This is a genomic window from Myxococcus sp. CA040A (genome assembly GCF_013336725.1).
GTDB classification, from domain to species: Bacteria; Myxococcota; Myxococcia; order Myxococcales; family Myxococcaceae; genus Myxococcus; species Myxococcus llanfairpwllgwyngyllgogerychwyrndrobwllllantysiliogogogochensis.
Genome location: NZ_JABUMR010000002.1, coordinates 539,976 through 556,783, shown reverse-complemented (window position 1 = coordinate 556,783; position 16,808 = coordinate 539,976). Strand labels below are relative to the sequence as shown.

9 protein-coding genes are annotated in these 16,808 nt (G+C 71.1%); 1 reads left to right on the top strand and 8 read right to left on the bottom strand.

The window, feature by feature from the left end; genetic code table 11:
• Positions 1 to 10 precede the first annotated feature (10 nt).
• The 3 genes from HUA75_RS09125 to HUA75_RS09115 all read right to left on the bottom strand — a co-directional run bounded on the left by HUA75_RS09125 (position 11) and on the right by HUA75_RS09115 (position 3,886).
• A complete protein-coding gene (locus HUA75_RS09125) occupies positions 11 to 1,951 on the bottom strand; it encodes an ATP-binding protein (RefSeq protein ID WP_174486136.1) in 1,941 nt (646 codons plus the stop codon).
• A gap of 117 nt (positions 1,952 to 2,068) precedes the next feature.
• Complete coding sequence (locus tag HUA75_RS09120; protein ID WP_174486135.1) at positions 2,069 to 3,445, bottom strand: general secretion pathway protein GspE; 1,377 nt, start codon at positions 3,443 to 3,445, stop codon at positions 2,069 to 2,071.
• A gap of 54 nt (positions 3,446 to 3,499) precedes the next feature.
• Positions 3,500 to 3,886 carry a VOC family protein gene (locus HUA75_RS09115; protein WP_174455597.1) on the bottom strand — a complete coding sequence of 129 codons (387 nt, stop codon included), beginning with the start codon at positions 3,884 to 3,886 and terminating at the stop codon, positions 3,500 to 3,502.
• A gap of 27 nt (positions 3,887 to 3,913) precedes the next feature.
• Between HUA75_RS09115 and HUA75_RS09110 the strand changes: the two genes are divergently transcribed.
• Positions 3,914 to 5,293, top strand: a complete 1,380-nt coding sequence (locus HUA75_RS09110; RefSeq protein ID WP_254627468.1) for a response regulator — start codon at positions 3,914 to 3,916, stop codon at positions 5,291 to 5,293.
• A 1-nt stretch (position 5,294) separates the two neighbouring features.
• On the opposite strand, the gene HUA75_RS09105 is transcribed toward HUA75_RS09110, so the two are convergent.
• The 5 genes from HUA75_RS09105 to HUA75_RS09085 all read right to left on the bottom strand — a co-directional run bounded on the left by HUA75_RS09105 (position 5,295) and on the right by HUA75_RS09085 (position 16,808).
• A complete protein-coding gene (locus HUA75_RS09105) occupies positions 5,295 to 8,360 on the bottom strand; it encodes a hypothetical protein (RefSeq protein WP_174486133.1) in 3,066 nt (1,021 codons plus the stop codon).
• Positions 8,361 to 8,369: 9 nt separating this feature from the next.
• Positions 8,370 to 11,978 (bottom strand): flagellar motor protein, encoded by a 3,609-nt coding sequence (locus HUA75_RS09100; RefSeq protein WP_174486132.1) that lies wholly within the window; start codon positions 11,976 to 11,978, stop codon positions 8,370 to 8,372.
• Entirely contained in the window at positions 11,975 to 13,879 is a 1,905-nt protein-coding gene (locus tag HUA75_RS09095; RefSeq protein ID WP_174486131.1) for a hypothetical protein, read from the bottom strand. Before HUA75_RS09095 ends, HUA75_RS09100 begins: the two co-directional genes overlap by 4 nt.
• A 43-nt stretch (positions 13,880 to 13,922) precedes the next feature.
• Positions 13,923 to 15,590 carry a hypothetical protein gene (locus HUA75_RS09090; protein ID WP_174486130.1) on the bottom strand — a complete coding sequence of 556 codons (1,668 nt, stop codon included), beginning with the start codon at positions 15,588 to 15,590 and terminating at the stop codon, positions 13,923 to 13,925.
• Between the two features lie 249 nt (positions 15,591 to 15,839).
• Positions 15,840 to 16,808, bottom strand: coding sequence for a FecR domain-containing protein (locus HUA75_RS09085; protein WP_174486129.1), 969 nt, complete (start codon positions 16,806 to 16,808; stop codon positions 15,840 to 15,842).

The window sequence follows — 16,808 nt, the reverse complement described above, 5'->3', positions numbered from 1 at the left end:
CTGCCAGCGCCTACGCGCGGCGCTCCAGGCGCAGCAACGCGATGACCTGGTCGGTGTCCAGGGGACGCGTCACGCAGTCGCTGGCGCCCGCGTCCAGGCACTTCGCCCGCTCGTCATCGCGCGCATTCGCCGTGACGACGACGATGGGCAGCCCCCTGAAGCGCGCATCCGCGCGGAGCGTCCTCAGGGCCGTGTAGCCCGCTTCCGTCATCGCGATGAGCAGCAGCAGTCCATCCACTTCGGGCGAGTCCGACAGGACACGCAGGGCCTCGTCCATGCTCTCCGCGTGGAGGCTCTCCAGCCCGCGCGACTCCAGGACGCTGATGAGTGAGAAGGCCTCTCGGATGTTGTCGTCCACGACGAGCACGCGACGCCGCATGACCGTCTCGGGCGGCGCGTCGTAGTCGAGCATTCTCGACTCGCGCCCCTCTTCCAGGACCCCAGCCGCCGCCACCACGACTGAGTTCGCGCCATCGTCAGGCCCACGAGGTCCGCCCCGCGCTGGCCCGCCCCGGGCAAACGCCGGGATGTCGGCCGCCGAAAGCTCCACCGCGCCTTGCACGACGGACCTTCCAGCGCGCGTGGGGTCCCGCGACTCCCCTACCTCGTCCAGGGCTTCCGCCCCCACATAGACATCAGGCAGGTAGAGCGTGAAGGTGCTGCCACGCCCCAGCTCGCTGACGACATGGAGCTCTCCACCCAGGAGGCGCGCCAGCTCGCGGCTGATGGACAGCCCCAGGCCCGTGCCCCCGTATTTGCGGCCCGTGCCCGGCTCCGCCTGCTGGAACGCCTCGAAGATGCGCTGGAGCTTGTCCTGCGCGATGCCGATGCCCGTGTCCACGACGCTGAACGAGAGCACCTCGCCGGCCTGATTCAGGACCGGGTTCTCGAAGTGAACCAACCCCTGGGCCATCTGGGTGATGCGCAGCTCCACTCGCCCCGCATCCGTGAACTTGAAGGCGTTCGACAGCAGGTTCTTGAGCACCTGCCGAAGCCGCATGGAGTCGGTGCGCAGCGTCGGAGGTAGCGTGCCCGAGAGCGCGACGCCGAAGCCCAGGCCCTTCTGCTCTGCGACGTGTTGGAAGTCGCGCTCGATGAGCGACTTCACCTCCGTGAGCGCCACCTCTTCCGGTTCGATCCGCAGCTTCCCCGCCTCCACCTTGGACAGGTCCAGCAGGTCGTTGATGAGAGAGAGCAGATCCACGCCCGAGGCATGGATGGTCCGCGCGTACTCCGCCTCCTTCGGCCCCAGCCGCTGGTCCGAGTCCTCCGAGAGAAGCTTCGCGAGGATGAGCAGGCTGTTGAGCGGCGTGCGCAGCTCGTGGCTGATGTTCGCCAGGAACTCGCTCTTGTGCCGTGACGCGAGCGCCAGCTTCTCCGTGAAGCCCACGTTGTCGTTGAGCTCCTTCCACACGCCGGAGTGCCCCGTGTCAGCGCCGCCGCCCGTGCTCTCCACACCGACCCGCCGCGAGACGCGATTCACCTCGCTCGCGAAGGTCGTCAACTGCGCCACCATCCTGTTGACGATGTTCTTGAGCTCCAGCGACTCGCCCCGGACCTCCACGGTGAGCGTCTGCGACAGGTCCCCTTGCGCCACCGCGCCGCTCACCCGGATGAGGTCCCGCACCTGCGCGGAGAGACTGCCGGCGAGGACATTCACTCCGTCCGCCAGGTCCCGCCACGCTCCGACGGAACGCGCCACGTCGACCCGCGCGCCGAGCCGCCCCTCGACTCCCACCTCGCGGCCCACCCGGGCAACCTCTCGCGAGAGGGCCGACCACCGCTCCGCGCCCGCGTTGAAGGTCTCCGCCAACCGGTCCATGAGCGGATTCGCTCCCCGGACGGACACGCGCCGCGAGAAGTCACCCTGGTTGGCTGCCTCCATCGCGGCCAGGAGGTCCCGAAGCTGCGCCTCGTGCGGTGCTGTCCCCTGGTTGCCGTCGTCTTCCAAGCCTTGCTCCCGTGAACCCGCGTCCGTCACTGGGACGAAACGCACCCGGTCTCGCGACGCCACGTCACCGCGGCGTCAGCGAACACCCGAACCGTCTTCGAGAATCCCGAATGGGGACTACGCGCTCTTGCGGCGCCGCATCATCGCTTCGTACGAGCGACCCACGCTCTGCGAGAGGATCATCAGCTCGCCCACGTCCGGCGGCGTGAGCTGATCCGGCCCATTGTCCACGTACAACAGGTGCACGACCTTGCCCCGGACCAGCAGCGGCAGGATGACCGCCGTCGTCGGGAAGCCGCCACCCAGCAGCTTGTAGAACACGCCCATCGCCGCGTCCCGGCGCACCGGCCCCACGTAGTGCGAGCGTGTGTCACGAACCAGACGGAACGTGCTCTGCTCCCGGAGCGCGACGCCGATGCGACGCACCGCCGCCTCGCGCACCCCCGGGCCCATGCCGTGCCAGCCCGTCACAAGGCTGCCCTGCACCGACAGCAGCAGGTTGCGCCGCCACTTGCCCAGCGCGAAGCGCAGCACCGTGCGCGCCACATCCTCGCGGTCCGTGCTGCGCGCCAGCTCCGCCTGCGCCTCCGCGAACGTCAGCGGCGTGGGAGGTGGCTCGGGCGGACGCTGCACGGGCGCGGTGGCCACGGGAGGACTCGCCACGGGTGCCACCGGCGGCCTCGGAGGCACCGGGGCCGCGGGCACGCCCACCTGCATCGGAGGAGGCGGGGGCGGCATGGGCGGCGGAGGCGCCACCGGGCGCGGCGCGGGGGGCTGCGCCTGCATGGCGGGAGGCGGGGCCACCGGACGCGTCACGGGCACCGTCGCCATGGGCATCGGCGGGAGCTCGGGAAGGGCCTCCACCACCTCGACGCCAGTGATGACCTCCTCCTCGCCGACGTCGCCCTCGTAGTCCGCGCCGCCGCGCAGGGCCTGCGCGTAGACGGACTGGAACTCCTCCTCGCTCATCAGGTCGGGCGGCTTCTCCTGCGCCTTGGCGATCTCCGCTTCCGCCTGGGGCGAGCCCGGCTTGGGACGGGGCCGCACCGCGTTCATGTCGATGGCGCGCAGCGGGCGGAACGCCTTGGTGTAGCGGCGCAGCAGCTGGTTCATCCGGAACTCGGGGATGACCACCGGCACCACGCGCTTGCCCGTCTTGAAGGCAATCGCGTCCAACGTCTCGAAGTCGTGCGGGTTCACCACCGCGACGCTCAGGCGCGTCGCGTCCACCCGCATGGGGAGCAGCTCCTTGTCATCCGCCTGGTTGGCGGGCACCAGCTCCAGCGCCTTCGGGTCCGGCACCATCTCCCCGGAGGCGAACGCGCTGTTGTGCAGGGAGCCCAGCACCCGGGCCAGGTCCACCTCGGACACCAGCCCGAGCTCCACCAGGTTCGTCCCGAGCCGCCCGCCATGCACCACCTGCGCCTCGAGCGCCTCCTCGAGACCCTCCGCGGTGACGAGGCCATCCTTCAGGAGCTGTTCGCCCAGGCGCATGACCGGCTTGTAGCCGCGCCCCATCCCGGTCCGCAAGCACGCACACCCCGCCCCCTAGTCCTCCGGGTGGTGACTGAGCGCCACCCGGTTGCCCTCTGGATCCCTCACGTACACCGTCCACCGCGTCTCGTGCTCCAGGGGGACGCCCGCCTGAGTAAGCTCGGACACCACCGCGTCGCGCTCCGCCCTCGCGATGCGGAACGCCAGCATCAGCAGGCCCGGACCCGGGTGCCGGAAGGGCTGGGGTTCGGGCTCCGCGCCCGCCGCCTCGATGGCCAGGAAGCCGCCCCCGGGCACGCCCACCCAGATGCTCCGCAGGGTGCCGTCCGGGCGCGGATGCCGGGTGAGTTCGGGAAAGCCCAGCAAGTCCCTGTAGAAGGCTGTCACGCGCTCGATGTCCCACGCCTGGATGGCCACGTGGTGGAAGCCCTGAACGTTCATGGGGGCGATGCTATGGTCCGGCCGCCCATGGCGCGACTGCTCATCGTCGAGGACAACCACGAACTGGCCTCCCTCATCGTCTCCACGGCCCAGAGCCGGGGCCACGACGCGCGCGCCGTGCACACCGGCGAGGCCGCGCTGGAGGCGCTCAGCCCCGGCTCCACGTGGGACGCGGCGCTGGTGGACCTGCTGCTTCCCGACATCCGAGGCAGCGAGGTGCTCGGTGCCCTGCGGGCCCATGGCATCCCCGCCATCGCGGTGAGCGGTGTGTACAAGGGTGACCGCTTCGCGCAGGAGGCCGTGCAGGTCCATGGCGCCCGAGGCTTCTTCGAGAAGCCCTTCGAGCTCATCACCGTGCTGGAGGCCCTGGAGCGCGCGGGCGGCGTCGAGCCCGTGCCCCGCGCCGCGCCTCCCGTGGAGGAAGACGCGGCCCAGGATGAGCTGCTCGACGACGTGGACCTCATCGTCCTGGAGGAGCTGATTCCCGACACGGAGGAGGACGCGGGCGAGGCCAGTGCGCCCATGCAGGCCATCCCCGACTCCGCGCCGCTGCCCGGCCTGGAGAGCGAGGAGCCGGCCCTGCCGCTGCCCTTCGCCCACCGGGGGAAGGTGTGGACCGACGCTCAGCCCGCGTCGGCCAAGACACGGCGCGCGCTGCCCGAGTGGTCCCTCGGTGGAGACCTGAAGGACACCTCCGTGGCGCGGCTGCTCAACGCCTATTACGAGGCGCGCCACCACGGGGAGCTGAAGCTCCAGCAGGGCTCCATCCTCAAGGTCGTCTACTTCGAGTCCGGCCGCATCGTGTACGCGGCCTCCAACCTGGCCCACGAGCGCTTCGGTCGCTTCTGCGTCCGGCGCGGCGTGCTCACGGAGGAGAAGCTCGCGGAGGTGGCCGCCGTCGCGAAGCAGCAGGGGCTGCGCACCGGTGAGGCGATGATTCGCCTGGGTGTGCTGGATGCCCCACGGCGGCGACAGCTCCTGGAGGAGCAGGTCCGCGAGCTGCTCTGGTCCACCTTCACCTGGACGGAAGGCGCCTACGGCTTCAGCGCCATGAGGCCGCAGCGCGCGGACCTGGTGAAGCTGTCCGTCTTCCCGGGCGACCTGGTGCTGGAGGGCGTGGAGAAGACGGAGACGCTGGTGGCCCTGCGTCAGCGCATGGGCCAGGGACGTCGCCTGTTCCCCACCGCCGACCCGCCCTACGGCCTGCACGAGCTGAAGCTGCAGGGGCCGCAGGCCTTGCTCCTGGCCTACGCGGACGGCAGCAAGACGGTGGAGGACCTGCTCGCGCTGACGGACCTGTCGGAGCGACAGGCCCTGGCGACGCTGCGGGGCCTGGAGCTGCTCGGCGTGCTGGAGGAGCGGCCGGAGACTCCCAGCCGCCGCCACCGCATCTCCTTCGGCCTCTGACTCAGCGCCGCGCGCCGTCCCGACGACGGCGCAGCCACTGGGCCACCGCGAGCAAACCCAACAGGGCCCCGCCCGAGCTTCCCTGCGAGCAGCCACAGGACGAGGACGGCTCGCGCGACAGGGCTCCCGATACGGGCACGCCGTTGAGGAACACCTCGCCAGTGAAGCGCGGCGAGGACAGCAGCCGAGGCCGGGCCACGTACGTCAGCGTGCTCGTCGCGTGCGCGGCGAGCGCGACACCCTCCACGGCGAAGCCTCCCTCGTCGGACTGCTCCGCGAGGGCCAGCCCCGCGACCTTCACGCTGCCGGGCACCAGCTCCATGCCCTCGACGCGCTCCACATAGCGCAGGCCCGTGACGGCACAGTCGGTGGTGTTGCTCAGCTGCACCACCACGCCCACCAGTCCGGTCTCCTGGCCGGAAGCGGTCTCCGTGGAATGCGCCACGTCGACAAAAGGCTCCGCGACAATCGGCACCGTGTGCACCCGCGCCGCCGCGTTGCCCCCACCCGCGTCGGCACTGACGCGCAGGGTGACGGACGTCCCCACCAGTTCCTGCAGGCCTGTCTCGCGCGTGGCCACGGTGACGCTGCGGCCCGACAGCTCGCCCTGCGCGAGCGCGGGGCCACCTTCCTGGGACCAGGAGACGCTCACGTCCGAGCACGCGTCGGGAGGAATCTCCTGCGTGAGGGTCGTCGTCGCGCCCTCGCCACAACGCGCGACGAGCGCCTCACCCTCCAGCTCACCCAGGGCGACCGCTCGCGCCTCGGAAGTCACCGTCTGTCGCGTCCGGCCCGCCTCGACGGGGGCGGCGACGTCGGAGAAGAGCTCGCCTCGCACCGTGTATGTGGTCGCCGAGCAGATCGCTGGCAACTGGAAGCGCCACGCACCGGGCACGGGCACCACCTGGGAGGAAATGGGCGCGCCATCGGCGGACTCCAGGAACATGCGCGCCTTGAGCGCATGCGCCCCAGGGCAGCGCAGGGACGTGCCCAGCGTCGCCTCGACGTCCTGCCCGCCCGTGACACGCATCGACAGGTCGAGGCTGGCGGCCGACACATCCTCCGCCTCCGGCTGGGCCTCTACCTTCACCACGGACTCCGGCCCTTCCAACAGGCCCACTCCCGCGACGGTCATCCGGTTGCGGGCCACCAGCGTCAGCGACGTGCTCGCGCAGCCTTCCGCTGACACCTGGAGCACTGGCGCGGTGACGGGCGAGGTCAGGTCGACGGGGTTGCCGGCACCATCCTTCACCGTCAGCCCTGGAGGCACCGCGCCCCCATCCTGGAGCCGCCACACCGTCTCCACTTGTGGCAGCCCCGCCGTGGCTTCACAGGGGTGCAGCGCTTCGGGACGCAGCTCCGCGGTGTGCCCGGAGGTCAACGGGCGCACGGTGTTCGGCGCAAAGGGCGCCGCGGGCTTTCCCCACGGCCGCACGTCCACGGTGAACGTCGTGGGCTCGGATGGAGCCAGGCCCTTGTCCCTCGCCCGCACCTCGTACGTGTAACGCGCGCCTGTCGCCGAGCAGAGGAAGTCCGAAGGCATGAACGTGGCGGAGCGGCCGCCCGCGTCCGTGTGCAACACCGGCTGGCCCGGGGGCGTGCTCCACACGTAGTCCACGGACTCGCAGATTCCGGCGCCAGGTGACGCGGCGAACACGAGCGCGGGGCCTCCCGCGGACGTCGTGGCCTGGAGCGGCATCACCACGGGCGCCCCAGGGCCCTCCGTGTTTTCAATGAGCACGGACACGGTGGCCTGCCGGTCATGCGTACCCAGACCATCCGAGGCGAACACCGTGAACTGGGTCATCGTCGGCTCGCAGACCACTGGAGCCGTGAGGGACAGCGACACCGCGTCCACTCCGGGCGTGGCGTTGACCTGCACCAATGACTGCCCCACCTCCGCGGAGACTCGGACCGCGTCGCCGTCCTCATCGGTCGCCGTCACATCCAGCGTCCGCGTCGTGGCCTCGTTGATGTTGACCGGCGCCGGAATCGCGCCGAACACCGGTGCCACGGCGTTGATGTAGTAGATGACGTTCTGCACCGGGTTGCGCAGGGCGATGACGCAGAAGGTGGAGTCCACGCAGGACACCTGGGCGAACGGGTCCGACACCGGCAACGACGCGTTGGCGAACGCGGGATGGATTCGCCACGTCACCCCCGAGTCGGTCGCGCTTCCCGTCGGCACCGCGCCGAGCACGACGTTCTCTCCGCCGTTGCGCGTGCCCACCGCGAGGCCAAAGCCCGTCCCCCGGCTGCTGCTCAGCTCGGTGTTCATGTCCACGGACACGATGCTCACCGGTCCCGAGTCGAGCAGCGTGACGCGCTGGAAGTCCTGGGGAACCGGCGAGGCGGAGAGCGGCGCGCGGAACAGTCCATCCGAGTTGCCCGCCAGGATGATGGGATACACCCCGCTCGTGGAGATGAGGTCCACTGTCAGGAGCGGCAGCGTCGTCAGCGAAGCGTCCATGTTGAACGCGGCCTCGCTCCGGTCGCCTCGGATGTAGAGGAGGTTCGGATTGCCGACGACGGGGATGATCGCATGGGCCACTCCCCCCGCGGTCTCCGTCACGCCCATCACCGACGTCGCCTTGTACTGCCCCGTCTCCAGGACGCGGGTGTTCCACGGGAAGGTGGCGGTTTGGGACGGGCTCGCGTGCAGCAGCAGGAACTCGTTCGTATCGACCGCGACGGAGGCGTAGCCAGTGCCCGACGCGGTCTGTATCACCCGGCGAACCTCGGTCGTCGTCGCGGTGGGCAGCTCCGGGAGGATGCTGTCAGGAGGAAGGCAGTCGTTGTGGGCGAAGATATCCCCATCCCCCCGCACGCCCGCGAAGCAACCCGAGGACAACAGCAATGTGCCCACGGCGGGCGACAAGACCCGGTTGGCCACCTGCTCCCCGTCGATGTGGAGCTCCACGCCCTGGGAGGAAGCGATGGCGACGGTGCCAGGACGCCACACCCTCACATCGCTCGGTTCTCCCGCGACCGAGAGGCCTTCCTTCCACTCCGCGGCCGCCACCGCGGACAGTCCCAAGCAGAGGCAGATGAGGATGCCGGAGCGCACGCGATACTCCTAGTAGGCGAGCTCTGCCCGGAGGTAGAGCCGGTCCTGATCTTCAGACGACTCGGAGCCCAAACCCAAGCCGCTGAAGCCCAGCAGTGTGTACCCGACGGCCATTCGGAGCTTCTCATCCATCCGATATGCCACTTCAGCCCGCACCGCTGTCAGCCGGTCGCCGTCGGGTGAAGCCGTCCGACGCGCCAGCTCGCCCGCCACTTCCAGCCCACCCACCACGCGGACGGCGGGGCGCACCGTGCCCGTCCACACCCACCGCGAGGAGCCTTCCAGGCTGCTGTGTCCCGCGTGCAATCCCGCCGCGACGGAGAACCTGTCGCCCAGGCGCACCGCGGGAAGCAGGGAGAGAATCTGGAGCGCCCTGTCGCCGAAGGCGGCGCGAGTGCCCGGCAGCAGCTCCCGGGTGACTCCGTAGCGCGCCACCACGAGCCACGGTCCGGGTCGCCACGCCAACGCCGCGTAGCCCTCCAACAGCCGGGCCTCCAGCGCGTCGTCGTTGAGGGTTCGCGAGAAGTCCACGCGACCGGAAGCCGTCACGTCGCGCGCCAGCTCCGCCTCGGCGGCCAGCGCCACCACCGTCTGCAACCGGTCCACGGCCTCCGTCGTGCCGCGCTCCGGCGTGCCCTTCTCCCGTCGCAGTTCGAACCGCCCCTCCACCCGCAGCTTTTCCAGGAGCAACTGTCCGAAGACGCCGCCCGCGTCGCGCCGCAGCGGAGGATTCACGTCCAGCAGGCTGCGCACGCCGCGCTCGTAGCGAGCGCCCACGCTGAAGCCATCCAGCACCGTCTTCTGGAGGCCCACCGCCCGCGACAGCCGCACGGACGTCGCGTCGTGCAGGCCCACCTCCTCGACGAACAGCGCGGTGCCGCTGTCGGGCAGCTCCGTGCGAGCGCCCGTGAGCGTCCGTCCGGCACCGAAGTCCGGCCCATCCACGTCCACCGAGTAGCCGCCGTAGTACACGTCCGAGCCGCGACGAGACTCCACGTTGGCCCACGCGCGAGGCCCCAGCTCGGGCCCCCAACCACCGCGCACACCCACTCGCGTGTCGCGCCCCAGTTCGACGTCCACGCCCGCCGCGCTGAACGTGTCATCCACGCGTCCCGGCCCCGCGCCATGCAGGGACAGCTTCTGGCGATGCGAGGCCTGGAGCCAGAGGCCGTCGAGCAGTTGGTAGCGACCCGCGACGCCCACGGAGGTGCGGCCGCCTGTCAGCGCCTCGCCCTGCCCCACGACCTCCGCCGCCTTGAGCCGAGCGTCCCGCGCCTCCACGCTCACGCCCCAGGTGGACTCCTCCCACCCCACGCTCGCGCCCACGGTGCTCGCGGAGAAGGGGTTGTCCACGAAGGGCTCGCGAGGGTCCGCCGAGTCGCGGCCATCCGCGAGCAGCAACAAACGCAGCCGTCCCAACGGCTGACGCAGACGCAGGGCGAGTTGCTGGAAGCGCGCCGCATCCAGGTGCGCGCCATCCGAGAAGCCCCGCCCGCGCCAGCGGTAGGACGCATCCACGGTGCCGTCGCCCCACAGGCCCGGCCCCCGCATGCGCAGTCCCAGGGCCTCGCCGCCCGTCGCCAGCCCCGCGCCAGGGCGAAGGAAGCTCAGGCCTCCGTCGTCGGACACCCCGAACACGGCCGAGTCCACCGCCATGCCACGACTGGAGGCCGCCTCCGCCTCCAGTGAGTACGCGCCCAGTCGCGCCGAGCCCCGGCCCGAGTACAGCGTGTAGGGACGGCCCTCGCGGCCTTCCCGCACCGCGGCCAGCCCCACGCGCGCGCCGCCCCACTCGGCCCACACCTCGCCGCCACCGGAGTCCTCCGTGCCCGTCGTGCGCAGCGCCGCGTAGTCGACGACGAGCACCGGCTCCGGGGCCTCCGTGAGCATGTCGGTGCGAAGGAAGGTGTCGCCCGCGAGGAACGACAACGGCCGCGACAGCAGGATGCGCCCGGCGAAGTAGTCGATGTCGTAGTCGCGCCCGCGCACCAGGTGGCGCTCCGCCAACGGCAGACCGGTGACGCCGTCGCGCACCTCCACGCGAACCAGCTCCGAGCCCTCCGCCACCGACACCGCGCCCAGGTAGAAGAGGCTGCCGCCCGTCGCGCGCAGCTCTTCATGGGCGGGGACGGCCGAGAGGCCGCGCGTCGGGTCCGTGAGGCCGCCGCCGAAAGCATCCACACCGGCGCGGAGCCCCGCGCCCTTCTCGCTCGAGGTGGTCAGCTCCGCATAGGGGCCGAAGAGGGGGCGGTGGTAGCGGCCCACCTCGCGGTCCTGCACCAGCGCCCGGTACGTGCCCAACCCCGCGCGGCCGAAGTCCGGGTGACGCGCCTCCACGCGAAGCCGGGCCTCGGTGGCGTTCGGCGTCAGCGACACCGAGTCGTCGCCCCACTCCTCCGGCGAGAAGTCCGGGTCCGCCACCCGGTCGAAGCGCTCGGGGACGCGAGGACGCAGCCAGTCCGGAAGCTCCGCGCCGCGCAGCGTGCGGCCATCCGTGTCGCGCAGGTCCAACTCCCCCACCACGTCCACCGGCCCCAGGCGCACTTCCGCGTGCGCGGAGCCCCGGCCTCGCAGCTGGAAGTCGCTGTCCGCCGGCGCAAAGCTCGCTTCGAGGTCCAGCAACCCCACCGCGAACGGCCTCGGCTCCGCGAGGATGTCCACCACCGTCTCGTGCGCGGCACCTCCCCCCGGCGGCGTCAGGGCCAGCGTCACGCGGTTGTTCCCTGAAGCCAGCGTCACGGGGACCTCCACGCGCCCCTCGGGCCCGACCACGGAAGACTCACCCTCAGGGCCTCGCACCGACGTCCCCGCCGGAGCCTCCACCTTCAGCCGGGTGACACCACTGGCCGCGGCCTCGTCACGCGCGGAGGGAAGCTGGAAGGAGCCCACGAGCACCAGCGGCCTCGGCACCACCAACCAGCCTTCGGCCCGGCGCACGACGTCGACCTGCTGCCGTGACAGGCGCACCCTGCCATCCGGAGTCGTGGCCTGGATGGACAGCGTGTTGTCCCCGGCGATGAGGGGAACCCAGGCGCTCCACCCACCGCGAGCATCCACCTCCGCGTCCAGCGCACCGACGCGCACGCGGTCTCCCACGGCGGCCTGACCCGCGAGGCGAAAGCGCACGGCCCCCTCGCCGGCGACCACGTCCGCCACGGGAGGTACTCGCGAATAGGACAGCTCCAGCGGCGGCGCATCCGAAGCCAGACTGCGCACCGCGAAGTCCTGGAGGGCGACGGCGCCCCACGGCACCTCCACCGTGGCGGCCTCCGGAGTCACGCGACTGGCGGCCGGCAGCGAGCGCGGATCCACCTTGAGCCGGTGGCGCCCCGGACGAAGGTGAAGGCCGCGCGTGGCGTCCGGCGTGCGGGAGTCCACGCCCGTGAGGTGGAAGCGTCCTCGCGAGTCCGTGCGCACCTCGCGCCCCGTCGTCAGCACCAGCCGCACGCCCGCGACACCGGGCTCGTCAACGCCACAGCGCCCATCCCCATCGACATCCAGACACACGCGACCGGCGATGGTGGACGCCAGCGAGGGCACGTCCATGGACACGCCCTGTCCCCAGGCCGCCCCAGCGCACAGCATCGCGCTCACGAGCAGCAGGCCCGGAAGCCTCATGGGCGCACCTCGATGAGCGCGGTGACACCCGTGGCCACGTCCGCCACGGAGACGCTCACCGGACGCGTGGAGCGCACGGTGAAGGACGTGCGTCCCTCGCGGACCTCTTCGCCCTCACGCGTTCCGTCCGACAGCGCGACATGCACCGCGCGCCCTTCCAGGACGTGTCCGCGGGAGTCCTCCAGCCAGTACGTCACGCGAGCGCCTTCCCCGCGGAGCCGCACGTTGACGGGAACCTCGGGCGCCACGCGCACCTGCTGCGAGACGGCCTCCGGCACGAGCGGCACATCCAGCGGATACGCCAGTCCCTCGCCGCCCAGGACGTGGACGGTGCGCACCAATCCCGTCCACAGGCCATGCGCCACCAGGTGTGTCCCCGGAGACAACGCGCCCAGGGCCACCGTGCCGTCCAGGCCCGTGGTCAGCTCATGTCCATCCAGGCGCAACGGCTGCGAAGGCACCGGCAGTCCCGCCAGGTCGGAGACGCCCGCATACAGCACGCCTCCGCGCGGCCACACTGCGATGCGCGCGGGCTCGCTGCCCACCGGCCCCCAGGCCCGAGCGCTCAGCGTCACCTGCTCCGTGCCCCCGGGGACAGGCGGCTGCCAGGCGCTCGCGAAGTCACCGGGCGCGGACTCCACCGCGGGCGTGAAGCCACCCTCGGGAGCCTCCAGCGACAACGTCGCTCCGGGGCGTGCACGGCCGAGCGCATCCCGCGCGCGCACGGACACCCGCGCCTGGGCGCCCCGGTGCACGAGCGCCTCCGACACGGACATGGCCAGCTCCGCCACCGGCCCCTGCACGAGCTGCAGCGACAACACCTCGCGAGAGCCCGCGCCGCGCTGGGGCCACGCGGCTTCGATTCGCTCGTCATCGCCGAGCGTCCGAGGCGCCGTGTAGAGCCACTCCAGCATGCCGCCCGCCGCGCGTGACGGTCCTCGCAGGACACCGCGACGCGCCTGCGCCGTCACCTTCGCGTCCTCCACGGGCTTGCCCAAGGGGTCGCTCGTCGCGCACAGGAGCCGCGCCTGAGACACTCCATCCGCCGGCAGTCGCTGCGGTTGAAACACACACGCGAGCCCGTCGGTGGGCGGCAGTTTCAAGTCGATGTTCTCACGCCGCGCATTGCCGGCCCTGTCCACCACGCGGCCCTGGCCGAAGCGATGTCCCGGCGGCACGACGATGGGAAGACGGAAGCGGCCATCCGGTCCCGCCGTCACGGGGCCAAAGCTCTCCCCCGCGATGTCGATGGACATGCGCGCATCCGGCTCCGTCGTGCCCGGCAGGTTCACCGACGCGGCGAGCGGCACCAGCACGCGCCCATAGGCCCCGTGGACGGACTGCGGACTGGGCCACGCGGAGAACGCCACCAGGATGGCCACCTCCGGATGGCGCGTGTCCGGGAGGACGTAGCGCGCGCGATAGGTCCCCGGCGCGACGCGCTCCAGCCCTTCCACCCTGCCGGTGCTGACCCGCACGACCGGCGGCGCGCCGCTGTCGTCAGCCGTGCCATCCGGCCGCAGCAGACTCACCGTGAGCACCGCCTCCTTGTCGCGCCCCTTCACCGGCGCGGCGGGCTCCAACCCCAGCTTGACGTCCGTGGCGGGTGGTCCGAGCACGAAGCGCGCCTGCGCCTCCAGTCCATCCACCCGCGCGCGCACCTGCACGTCGCGCGCGCCCGGGCGGGGCACGACGATGAAGGTGCGAAGCGGCGGCTGCGCGGGCCCTTCTCGAAGCTCCGCGCCATCCACCGTGAGGGTCGGCGTCCCCACCAAGGGCACCGGCACTCCGGACGCATCCTTGCGAACCACCGCCACCGGGAAGCCCTCTGGCGTCACGGCGGACGACGGCCCAAGCAGTTCGAGTGTGTCGGCCCTGGCCGAAGCACACACGCACAGCATCACAAGGACTGGGAGCGGAAAATGTTTCAGGACGAGACGAAGTCTACAGGGCCCGTCCGCTCCGCCGAAGTTCCTTCCGCGAAACCCTCACGGAGACACGCCGGGGACGCGCCAGCCACAACGCCACCAGCGCCAACCCGGCCGCCGCCATCGACGTGCCTCCCGCGCTACACCCTGCTCCATGTGTTTCGCCTTGCGGCACAAAGGTCAGGGATGACACCCCACCCACCTCGAGGGACAGGGGAGCCACGTACTCGCCGGGGATGCGCTCCTCCCCCTTCACCGGAGGCGGCGTCACGTCGCACTGTGACGCGGTGCCATAAATGCGAATGCGGAAGGAGCTTCCGGCATTTCCGGAGATCAGCGCCGCCAGCCAGGTGTTGCCATCCAGGGTGACATCTCGGGCCACGAGCGACACGGTGGGCTTGAAGCTGGAGGGGTCGACGATTTCGGCGCCGTCCAGCCACACCCAGCCGGACGTGGCGCGCTCGCCGCTGTAGCCGTTGTCGACGCACAGCACCCCGGCCCCCAGGCCGTAGAAGCCGAGTGACACCGCGTTGGGCTGGCCCGTGGTCCGCGCCACTTCCAGCGCGGCGAGCAGCGGCGTGGACCCCGGCTGCGTGCACACCGCCTCGGCCGTGCGCGGAGGCTCCGCGGACGCCACGTCCTCGCAGGGGGCGTTTCCCGGCAGCTTGAAGGTGAACGAGTGCACGTTGAAGTCACCGTTCTCCGCCACCGTCCACACCACGCGCACCGTGCCATCGTCGGCCACGCTCAAGTCGTTGAGGTTCTCGTTCTCCGCCGATTTGGTGAGCAGGTAGAGCGTCTGCGTATCCAGGTCGTAGAGCGCGATGTCGAAGTCGCCCTTCGCCGGGTCCTTGCGCTCGAAGGCGATCAACGAGCCGCTGATGCTGGGGTTCGCATCCAGTCCCGGCAGCGCGAGTCGCTGCTCGGTGCCGCCATTCACCGGCTTCCAGTAGATGTCGCGGTCCGACACCCCGTCCACCATGCGCGTGCTGGCGTAGACGACGATGTCCCCGTTGGTGTCGGGCTGGGACTCCTCGCCCTCGCTGCCGGTGAGCGCCTGCGAGTTGAAGCCATTGCCAGCCCAGCGCGCCTGCCAGATGTCGCAGTGCTGCCCCTGCGCGTCGCACTTGGCCCAGACCACCGTCTTCCCGTCCGGAGCCACCGACGGCGTGCGGTCCAGCATGCGATCATCCGTGAGCCGGGTGAGCGTGCCCTGGTCCAGATCGAAGAGGGCGATCTCCGGCTCCAACGTGCTGCCGGTGTAGCCGAAGTCCTGCCACGCCACGGTGCGACCGCCAATCACCGCCGCCCTGCGACTGCTGCCCGCTTGCGGCGCCAGCTCCACCGGCGCCTGCGCCGTGCCCACCTCGTACGTGAAGATGGCGCTGGAGGTGTTGACGCGGGTGAACACCACGGTGCTTCCGCTGATGTCCGACACGAAGTCGAACGCGCCGTCGTTCGGAATCGCCTGGTCCGTCCCAGACGCCAGGTCGTGGTAGCGAATCTCGCTCGTGCCTCCGGATTCGCTCGTGTAGGCGACCAGGGCCCCGCTCACGTGCGGGTCCGTCTGGTCTCCAGGGCCACCGTTCACCAGCTTCGCGGACCCGGAGAGACTGCCGACTTCAGGGGAGGCGGGGGACAGCGCAGGCAACAAGCACGTCAAGAGGGCCAGAGCGCGCAGCATCGGAAACCACCTTCCCGGGGGGACTCAGGAACGACAGACCCATGGCCCGCACAAGGCGCAGTGGGCCCGGAATGCTCCCCGGAGCGTGCTTCCCACGGCGGTCACGGCCGGCCGGACTTCAGGCCCCGCGGCTTTGCGCACCAGGCCTTTCGGCCAGGATTGCCCTTGAACAGGAACGACTGTGGTTCAGAGTCTAGGGAGACCCCCTGGCAGGGGTCAAGCCGACTGCTTGCCCGCACGCTCCCCGAGTCAGGGAGCCGCGTCGCTGGCCTGGTTCCAGATGTCGGGGTCCGTCTTGAGCGAGGGCGGCCGGGTGTCGACGATGAGCTCCGCCTTCTCGTGCTGCTCGACACGCCCCACACCCACGGCGCGCACATCCACGGTGTTGGAGCCTTCGCGCAGCTTCACCTTGCGCTCGAAGCGTCCGTCCGCGTCGGCGAGGACTCGCACGTCGTTCACCTGGACTCGGCTGCCGGGTGTCGTCTGGCCCCGAACCACGAGGTCCTTCTCCCGGCGGGTGCGCTCCGAGGGCCAGTCCACCTTGAGCAGCAGGCTGGTGGGAACGGCCGCCGGCTCCGACGGGGCCTGACCGGGACGGATGACGGACTGCTGGCCCGCACGGACGATGACGACCTTGCCCTGACCGAGCAACGTCACTTCACCCTCGCGCGTGCCCACGGCCACGGTGCCCTGGCCGTTGTTGCTCATGGTGAAGGCACCGGCTTCCTGCAGGGTCGCCACCGCGTCGCTCTGCGCGGCCTTCACCTCGAAGGTGTGGCGCTTGCCGGGCCGCACGACGGCGGTCGCCATGCCGTTGGCGAGCAGGATGCGGGACACCGACGCGGTCAGCTCCTCCACGGACACCTCGGTGCCCGGGTCCATGCGGAACTCCACCGCCTCACCGCCGATGAGCACCGCGTAGGAGCCGTCGTTGGTGCGCACCTTGTCGTGCCGCCGCAGGGCCATGCCCACGGAAGCCGTGCGCCAGGTGCCGTCGCCTTCCTTCACCTCGACGGTGCCCGTCACCTCGGTCAGCTCCAGCTCCATCGCCTTGGGCACCACGGGCGCCGGCGCCGACACCACGGGCGGGGCGGGAGGCGGGGGCGGCGGGGGCGGCTCGCGCAGGAAGATGAACCACCCCAACGGCAACGCCGCGAGGATCAGCGCGAGGCCGACGAAGAAAGGCGTCTGGCGCCGGGAGGGGCGGGGCTCGGCCAT